5 protein-coding genes and 1 pseudogene are annotated in these 7771 nt (G+C 64.4%); 3 read left to right on the forward strand and 3 right to left on the reverse strand.

Annotation, left to right across the window (positions count from 1 at the left end):
* A partial coding sequence (locus A3764_RS25870) for a Hint domain-containing protein (RefSeq protein ID WP_236627999.1) occupies positions 1-238 on the reverse strand: 238 nt, incomplete at its 3' end.
* On the opposite strand from A3764_RS25870, the pseudogene A3764_RS02745 reads away from it, so the two are divergent.
* Positions 183-580: pseudogene (locus tag A3764_RS02745) on the forward strand (Hint domain-containing protein); the annotation flags it as partial. The gene A3764_RS25870 and the pseudogene A3764_RS02745 sit on opposite strands and share 56 nt — an antisense overlap.
* Positions 581-790: 210 nt before the next feature.
* Here the strand turns inward: A3764_RS02745 and A3764_RS02750 are convergent.
* Positions 791-1420 carry a nucleotidyltransferase family protein gene (locus A3764_RS02750; RefSeq protein WP_067919877.1) on the reverse strand — a complete coding sequence of 210 codons (630 nt, stop codon included), beginning with the start codon at positions 1418-1420 and terminating at the stop codon, positions 791-793.
* Positions 1420-3837, reverse strand: coding sequence for a GcvT family protein (locus tag A3764_RS02755; RefSeq protein ID WP_067919875.1), 2418 nt, complete (start codon positions 3835-3837; stop codon positions 1420-1422). Before A3764_RS02755 ends, A3764_RS02750 begins: the two co-directional genes overlap by 1 nt.
* 242 nt (positions 3838-4079) lie before the next feature.
* Here A3764_RS02755 and A3764_RS02760 point away from each other — a divergent pair, with 242 nt between their 5' ends.
* Together A3764_RS02760 and A3764_RS02765 are read left to right on the forward strand one after the other, a co-directional pair.
* Positions 4080-5474, forward strand: a complete 1395-nt coding sequence (locus A3764_RS02760) for a DUF2254 domain-containing protein (protein WP_067951134.1) — start codon at positions 4080-4082, stop codon at positions 5472-5474.
* A gap of 105 nt (positions 5475-5579) precedes the next feature.
* Positions 5580-7771 (forward strand): GcvT family protein (locus A3764_RS02765; RefSeq protein ID WP_067951140.1); only part of this gene is annotated, 2192 nt, incomplete at its 3' end.

Raw genomic sequence — 7771 nt, forward strand, 5'->3', positions numbered from 1 at the left:
GATGCTTGGCCGCGACGAGAACCTCGCGCTCTTCAAAATAGAGCGCTGTCTTGTCGTTGGCGACCAGCACGCGGTGGTTGGGGCTGACCATCATGTCACGCTCGGGCAACCCGTTGCCAAGCGCGCCTTCGCGGATCAGCACGGGCTTGAGGTGCGGCGCGCGTTCGAATTCATCGCCCGNNANGGCGCGCTTGGCAACGGGTTGCCCGAGCGTGACATGATGGTCAGCCCCAACCACCGCGTGCTGGTCGCCAACGACAAGACAGCGCTCTATTTTGAAGAGCGCGAGGTTCTCGTCGCGGCCAAGCATCTGACTGGTCTGGAAGGCGTCGATATCGTGGATGTGTCGCAGACGACCTACGTGCACATCATGTTCGAACAGCACGAGGTGATCCTGTCGGACGGCGCATGGACGGAAAGCTTCCAGCCCGGCGATCAGAGCCTTGCCGGTATCGGCAACGCCCAGCGGACAGAGATCTTCGAACTCTTCCCCGAACTGGCAACCGAAGAAGGCGTACAGGGCTACACCGCCGCTCGCCGGTCGCTGAAAAAACACGAGGCGAAGCTGCTGACAAAGTAAGCTGAGGACCACAACCTGCGCGCCCTTCGGAGTGCGCAGGACCGAAATATGCAGCAGTTCACCGGCTTGCCGGATGTAACGGGGAAGCGGGCCGATCAGTCGGCCCGCTTTTCATTTATTTTGGAGTGAGTTACGGGGCGGGGCTGAGGTTACGTATTAACTTGATATGTGTCGATTATCGTGAGGTTTTGTAGAGTTATCTGGCGAAGTTCATCTATCCGGATTTTCCGCACGCCAAGCGGCCCACGCTTCGGGCGTGTCCAGATCGCGCCGCGCCCGGTCGCCGAGAATCTGGATAAGCTCCACGTGATGAGCATTTGATTTCACGATGGATTTTGCCCCCTCGTCTCCCTGAAGCTGCATGATCTCTTCGAATAATTCGGCATGAAAGACGATAGGATGGCCCGGCGCGCCTGTCTCGGTCGCGGCACGCCAGATGCGCGTGTCACCTCCCGCGTTCACCGCGGTGGCAAGCCGCACCAGGTCTCGCGCCCGGATGTCCGGCTGATCCCCCAGCAGCAGCATCGCGGCGGGGGCATCGGCGGGCAGTGCTGCAAAAGCGCGGCGGAGCGAGGCGTTCATGCCTTCCCTTGCATCCGGCACCTCCACGCGGACGACATCGCAATCGACCAAGGCGTCGTGGCGGGGATGCGGTGCGGGCGGCAGGGCCACGTAGACACCCGCGCCCGCCACCGACAGGGCCATATCCGCCTGCCGTCGCAGCAGCGGCAGGCTGTCGACGGGCTCCAACAGCTTGTCGGCACCGCCCATCCGCGTCGATCCACCCGCGCCCAGCAGCACGATGGGGAAGGGCACATGACCCGCGCGCTCTGCCGCCATCAGCCCCGCATCCGGCTGCCGTCGGGATCGAAAAGCGGCGTGGTGATCACGCGCGCCGGGCGCATTTCGCCGAGGATCTCGATCTCCACCGCCAGACCCTCCTGTAACCGCTCACGCGGGACGAAGCCCAGCGCGATGGATTTCTGCGCGTGGTGGGAATATCCGCCGGAGGTACAGAACCCCACGACAGCGCCGTCGAGCCAGATCGGTTCATAGCCATGAACATCCGCATCCTCGGCCTCCACCTCGAAGGCGGCAAGCTGCCTCGCGGGCGGGGCGGCGCGTTCCGCCTCCGCCGCCGCGCGACCGATGAAATCGCTGTTCTTGGAGAACTGGATGAAACGGTCCAGCCCCGTCTCCGCCGCCGTATAATCGGGCGAAAACTCCGACATCCACGACCCGAAGAATCGGTCGAGCCGCAGGGACATCATGGCACGCATCCCGAAGGGTGTGATGCCAAAGGATTCACCTGCCTGCCAGAGCCTATCCCATAGGGCGCGCTGCGCCATCGGATCGCAATAGATCTCGTACCCGAGATCCCCGGTGTAGCTGACCCGCTGCACGATGCAGTCGGCCATGCCCACCACCATGCGCCGCACGTCGAGGAAGGCCATATCCGCAAGGTCCTTGCCTGTCGCCGCCTGCAGCAGGTCGCGGGCGCGGGGGCCGGCGATCTGGAAGCCGGTGCAGCGGTCGGAGATATTCTCGACCCTCACCCCGTCTTCGCAGTGCCGGTCGAACCAGCGCATGTGATAGGCCTGCGCCCCGTAGGACGCGGTCAGCTGAAAACTCTCTTCATCGAGGCATGAGATCGTGAAATCCCCGATCAGCCGCCCGGAATGGGACAGCATCGGTGTCAGCGACAGGCGGCCCGGCTTCGGCACGCGGCCCGCCATGATCCGGTCCAGCCACGCCCGGGCGCCGGGGCCGGTGACGCGGTATTTCCCGAAGTTCTGCACCTCGTTGATGCCAACGCCTTCGCGTACGGCGCGCACCTCGCGTCCCGTGGCCTCGAACGCGTCGGAGCGGCGGAAGGACGGTGTTTCGTACTTCGGCTCGTCGCCCTTGGCGAAATAATTGGGCACCTCCAGCCCGTATTGCTGGCCCCAGACCGCGCCCATCCTGGTGAAAATGTCGTACATCGGGGTGGTGCGGAAAGGCCGCGCGGCGGGCAGTTCCTCGTTCGGGTAGGAGACGGAGAAGCGTTTCTGGTAGTTCTCGATCACCTTGGGCAGCGTATAGCCCGGGGTGATCCAATCGCCGAAGCGGGCCACGTCCATGGCCATCACGTCGCGTTCCGGCTCGCCCTCGATCATCCATTGCGCCAGCATGAGCCCCACGCCGCCGCCCTGGCTGAAGCCCGCCATGACGCCGCAGGCCGACCAGTAGTTGCGCATCCCCGGAACGGGTCCGACAAGGGGGTTGCCATCGGGGGCGAAGGTGAACGGCCCGTGGATGACGTTCTTGACCCCCGCACGCTCGAGATCCGGGAACCGGCGGTAGGCAAAGGCGATGCTGTCCTCGATCTTGTCGAAATCATCGGCGAGCAGGTCCTGTCCGAAGCTCCAAGGGGTGCCGCCCACGGCCCAGGGGCGGCAGGGCTGTTCGTAAAAGCCGATACAAAGGCCGAGCCCTTCCTGCCGCAGATAGCTTTCGCCCGCCGGGTCCATCACATGGGGGTGTTCCTTGCCGTCGGCCATCCTCTCTTGGATCAGGGGGACGGGTTCGGTCACAATGTACTGGTGTTCCATGGGGTGCAGCGGGAAATACACGCCCGCCATCGCGCCGACCTCGCGCGCCCAGAGGCCGCCGGCGTTCACCACATGCTCGGCATGGATGGTGCCCTTGTCGGTGACGACATCCCATGTCCCGTCGGGGCGCTGGTTCGTTTCCCGCACCATGCAGTGGGTTTCGATGGTAGCCCCGCCCATCCGCGCGGCCTTGGCATAGGCATGGGTGGTGCCCGACGGGTCCAGATGCCCATCCAGCGGATCGTAGAGGCCGCCGATGATCCCGTCGATGTTGGTCACGGGGGCGATCTTCGCGATTTCCTCGGGGCCCACGATCTCGGTGTCGAGGCCCATGAACCGGTGCTTGGCGCGTTCGGCCAGCATCATGTCGAAGCGGTCGCGGTTGTCGGCCAGCGTGACCCCGCCCACGTGGTGGAGCCCGCAGGACATGCCGGTGATCTCTTCCAGCTCCTTGTAGAGGCGGATGGTATAGCCCTGCAGCGCGGCCATGTTGGTATCGCCGTTGAGGGTATGGAAACCGCCCGCGGCATGCCATGTGGAGCCTGAGGTGAGTTCCGAGCGTTCGACGAGCATCACGTCCGACCAGCCGAGCTTTGTCAGGTGATAAAGGACCGAGGCGCCGACGACGCCGCCTCCGATCACGAGGGCGCGGGTTGTTGTCTGCATATGCGTCATCCTTGCTGTACTGGCGCCAGCCTGCCGCCGGGCGTCGCGGGGATCGTGCGTGTTCACGACCTCGGACGTCGGATTTGTGGCATTGGTGCCCGCTTCGGGCAAGGGTGCCGCACCCTGCGTCGCGGCGCGGTGGGTAAAGGGCCAGCGTTATCCACAACTTGCATTTGCGCACCAAGGTATCGAAAGCTGCTGCAGACACTTGCCAGTTTTCATGATGACCTAGGTATCATCCCATGGATCTTGATTTTCTTACCCCCGACACATTGCTCCGTAAGGCCCGCGAATACAGCCGCAAGCTGTGGGTCCGCGTTCTGGCAATGGGGCTTCTGGCGTTCGTCGTTCTGGGCGTGACGCAACTGCTCGAAGGGTTGGTGCCCAAGAAGCTCGCGGTAACCCTGAGCGGCAGCGCCGCCGACCGGCTGTTGCAGATCATCGCGGATGCCATGCTTGCCGTTACGATCTTTTCCATCACCATCATGGTGACGGTCTATCGCGCGACCTCCACCCAGTGGACGCCCCGGGTGCACCGCCTGATCATTCAGGATCGCACGACGCAGAACACCATCGCCGTTTTCATCGGCGCCTATGTCTATGCGCTGGTTGCGATCATCATGCGGGAGTTGGGGATCTACGTGGATGAACGGGCCTTCGTGCTCTTCATCGTGACGGTTCTGGTGTTGGCGATCATCGTGATCAACCTGATCCGCTGGGTGCTGCATCTGCAGACCTTCGGCAGCCTGATCGACACGACGCGGCAGGTCGAAAAGGTGACGCGCGCCCAGTTCGAAGACCGGCTGAAGGAACCCTGCCTCGGGGCGCATCCGCTGACCGGCGACATCCCCGAGGATGCCGAGGTGATGCGGGCCGCGCAGACGGGCTACATCCAGCATATCTATCCCGAAGCCATGGACGAAATCGCGAAGAAACATGGGATGGAGGTATTTCTCAACCGGCCAATCGGCAGTTTCGTCTTCGAGAACGAGCCGCTTTTGCAGGTGGCGCAGCGGGGCGAGCCCACGCGCGAAGGGGGGCGTGACCGGGACAAGTTCGAACGCCATCTGCGTGACTGTATCGTGATCGGCGATCTGCGCACCTACGATCAGGATCCGCGATTCGGCCTCGTGGTGATGGGAGAGGTGGGCTCGAAGGCGCTTTCGCCCGGGGTGAACGATCCGGGCACGGCGATCGACGTGATCACCCGGCTGGGGCGTATCCTGTCCGATTACCGGGACGAGGCGCGGATGGACGTGCCCGTGCGGCTGACCAATCTGCATGTGCCGCCCATCGACCCCGACGACCTGATGGAGGACGGCTTCAACGCAATGGCCCGCGACGGCGATGCCGTGGTTGAGGTGCAGTTGCGCCTTCAGGCGACGCTCTCGGGCCTCATGCGCCATCCCGATGACGGGTTGAGCAAGGCCGCGCGTGCCGCGGCTGAATTGCATCTGCTGCGGGCGGTCAGCGTGACCTCCTTCGCGCCGGACCGGGAGCGGCTGCGCAAGGCCGCGCGCTCCGACGTCTGGGATGCCGTGCAGGAACGGCTGGAGAAGGAAACCGACGCCAAATCCTATGAGAAGGACGGCGAAGGCAAAGCGGATCTGGATACTGACGGGGTCGGCGCCTCCTGATGCGATAATCCCAATCGCGACCAGATATGTCGGTCAGTGGCAATTGGCCGCTGTTGCGGCGCGTCAGGTTGGGCCGGAAACGGGTCATCACGGGATATCCATATCATGCGCACCCATGCTCAGGCGGTCGTCATCGGGGGCGGCGTCATCGGTTGCTCCATCCTCTATCACCTGACGAAAGCGGGCTGGAGCGATGTCGTCCTGCTGGAGCGGGACGAGCTTACCTCCGGCTCCACATGGCATGCGGCGGCCAATATCCACGGGCTGCACGACAACAACAACATCACCCGCATCCAGAACTACACGATGGACCTCTACAATGCGCTGGAGGAAGAGACGGGCCAGTCCTGCGGGGTTTACCAGCCCGGCAGCCTCTATCTTGCGCAGACCGAAGCCCGCGAGCACCAGCTTCGCCTGCAGGCGGCAAAGGCGAAATACTACGGCTTGAAGTTCCATGAAATCGACCGGGCGGAGGCAGAGGCGCTGCACCCGCTCGTCGATTACGACGGCGTGCGCTGCATCATGTTCGAACCCTCGGGCGGGAACGTCGACCCTTCGGGCGTGACTAATGCCTACGCTACCGGCGCGCGGCAGAACGGGGCCGAGATCCACCGCTTCTGCCCCGTGACCGCGACGGAGCCACAACCCGACGGCAGCTGGATCGTGCGGACGCCCAAGGGTGACATCCATACCCAGTGGGTGGTCAATGCCGCCGGCCTCTGGGGCAGGGAGGTGGCGGCGATGGCGGGCATCTGTCTACCGCTGCAGCCGACCGAACACCAGTATTTCGTGACCGAAACGATTGCGGAGATTGCCGCGCTCGACCGGCGGCTGCCGTCGGTGGCGGATAGGGACGGCGAATATTACCTGCGGCAGGAAGGCAAGGGCCTGCTGATCGGCGCCTATGAACGGGACATGCGCTTTTGGGCAGAGGGTGGCACGCCACAGGATTTCGGGCATGAGCTTTTCGCCGACGATCTCGACCGGATCGAGGAGAACATGATGCGGGCGATTGACCGGGTGCCCGCGGTGGGGGCGGCGGGCATCAAGCGGGTCATCAACGGGCCGATGATCTGGTCGCCCGATGCGAACGTGCTGTTCGGCCCGGTGCCGGAGCTGCGGAACTATTTCTGCTGCAACGGGATCATCCCCGGGTTCAGCCAGTCCGGCGGCATGGGACTGCTCGCGGCGGACTGGATCACCACCGGCGAGCCGCGCTATGACATGTTCGTCTGGGACGTGGCCCGCTTCGGTGACTGGGCCGATGCGGCCTTCATCAAGGCGCGGGTGGGCGATCAGTATGCGCATCGGTTCAAGATACATTTCCCGAACGAGGAACGCGCAGCGGGCCGGCCCGCGCGCAAGCGCCCGGCCTATGACCTCCAGCGCGGGCTGGGGGCGGTCTTCGGCCTCAACGCAGGGTGGGAACATCCGCTCTATTTCGGTGCCGAACCCGGTGCTGCCGACCGGACCGAAGGCTTCACCCGGCAGGACTGGTGGCAGAACGTCGGCGCGGAATGCCGGATGCTGCGCGACAGGGCGGGGATCATCGACATCTCCAATTTCGCCAAATACCGCTGTCACGGCCCCGGCGCCCATGACTGGCTGGAGGCGGTCTTTGCGAACAATATCCCCGAGGCCGTGGGGCGGTCCTGCCTGACGCCGCTGATCGGCACGCGCGGCGGTATCGCGGGGGATTTCACGGTCACCTGCGTGGCCGAAAACGATTACTGGATCATCGGCTCCGGCATGGCGGAGCGGTATCACATGCGCTTCTTCGGGCAGGTCCCGCTGCCCGGGGATACGCAGTTCGAAAGCCTGACCGGCGCGGTCTGCGGCTTCAACGTGGCGGGCCCCAGCGCACGTGCGATGTTGCAGCAGCTGACGAACACGTCGCTCGATACCTCCGATTTCCCGTTCATGCGGTCCAGACGGATCGACATCGCAGGGGTGGAGACGCTGGCGCTCAGGGTCAGCTTCACCGGGGATCTCGGCTGGGAGCTTCACTGCGCCGAAGCCGATCAGGCGCGGCTGTTGGAGGCGCTGCTCGACGCGGGTCGCGCCCATGACGCGGGCTGCGTCGGCAGCCGCGCGCTGATGTCGCTGCGGATCGAAAAGGGCTACGGATCCTGGGGCCGCGAATACAGTCCCGAATACTGGCCACAGGAAGTCGGGCTCGACCGGCTCTGCAAGACCGACAAGCCCTTCCTCAACCGCGACGCGGCGCTGCGCGTCCTGCAGGAGCCGCCGCGCGAACGGCTCGTGCTGCTGTCGCTCGATCCGCAGGATACGGATGC

This window comes from Sulfitobacter sp. HI0129 (assembly GCF_001635395.1).
Classification (GTDB): Bacteria; Pseudomonadota; Alphaproteobacteria; order Rhodobacterales; family Rhodobacteraceae; genus Sulfitobacter.

What these genes read in the sequence shown, in the direction of transcription:
- A3764_RS02760 (WP_067951134.1), top strand. Translation starts at nt 4,080, where the DNA reads ATGGATCTTGATTTTCTTACCCCCGACACATTGCTCCGTAAGGCCCGC.
- A3764_RS02755 (WP_067919875.1), bottom strand. Translation starts at nt 3,837, where the DNA reads ATGCAGACAACAACCCGCGCCCTCGTGATCGGAGGCGGCGTCGTCGGC.
- A3764_RS02750 (WP_067919877.1), bottom strand. Translation starts at nt 1,420, where the DNA reads ATGGCGGCAGAGCGCGCGGGTCATGTGCCCTTCCCCATCGTGCTGCTG.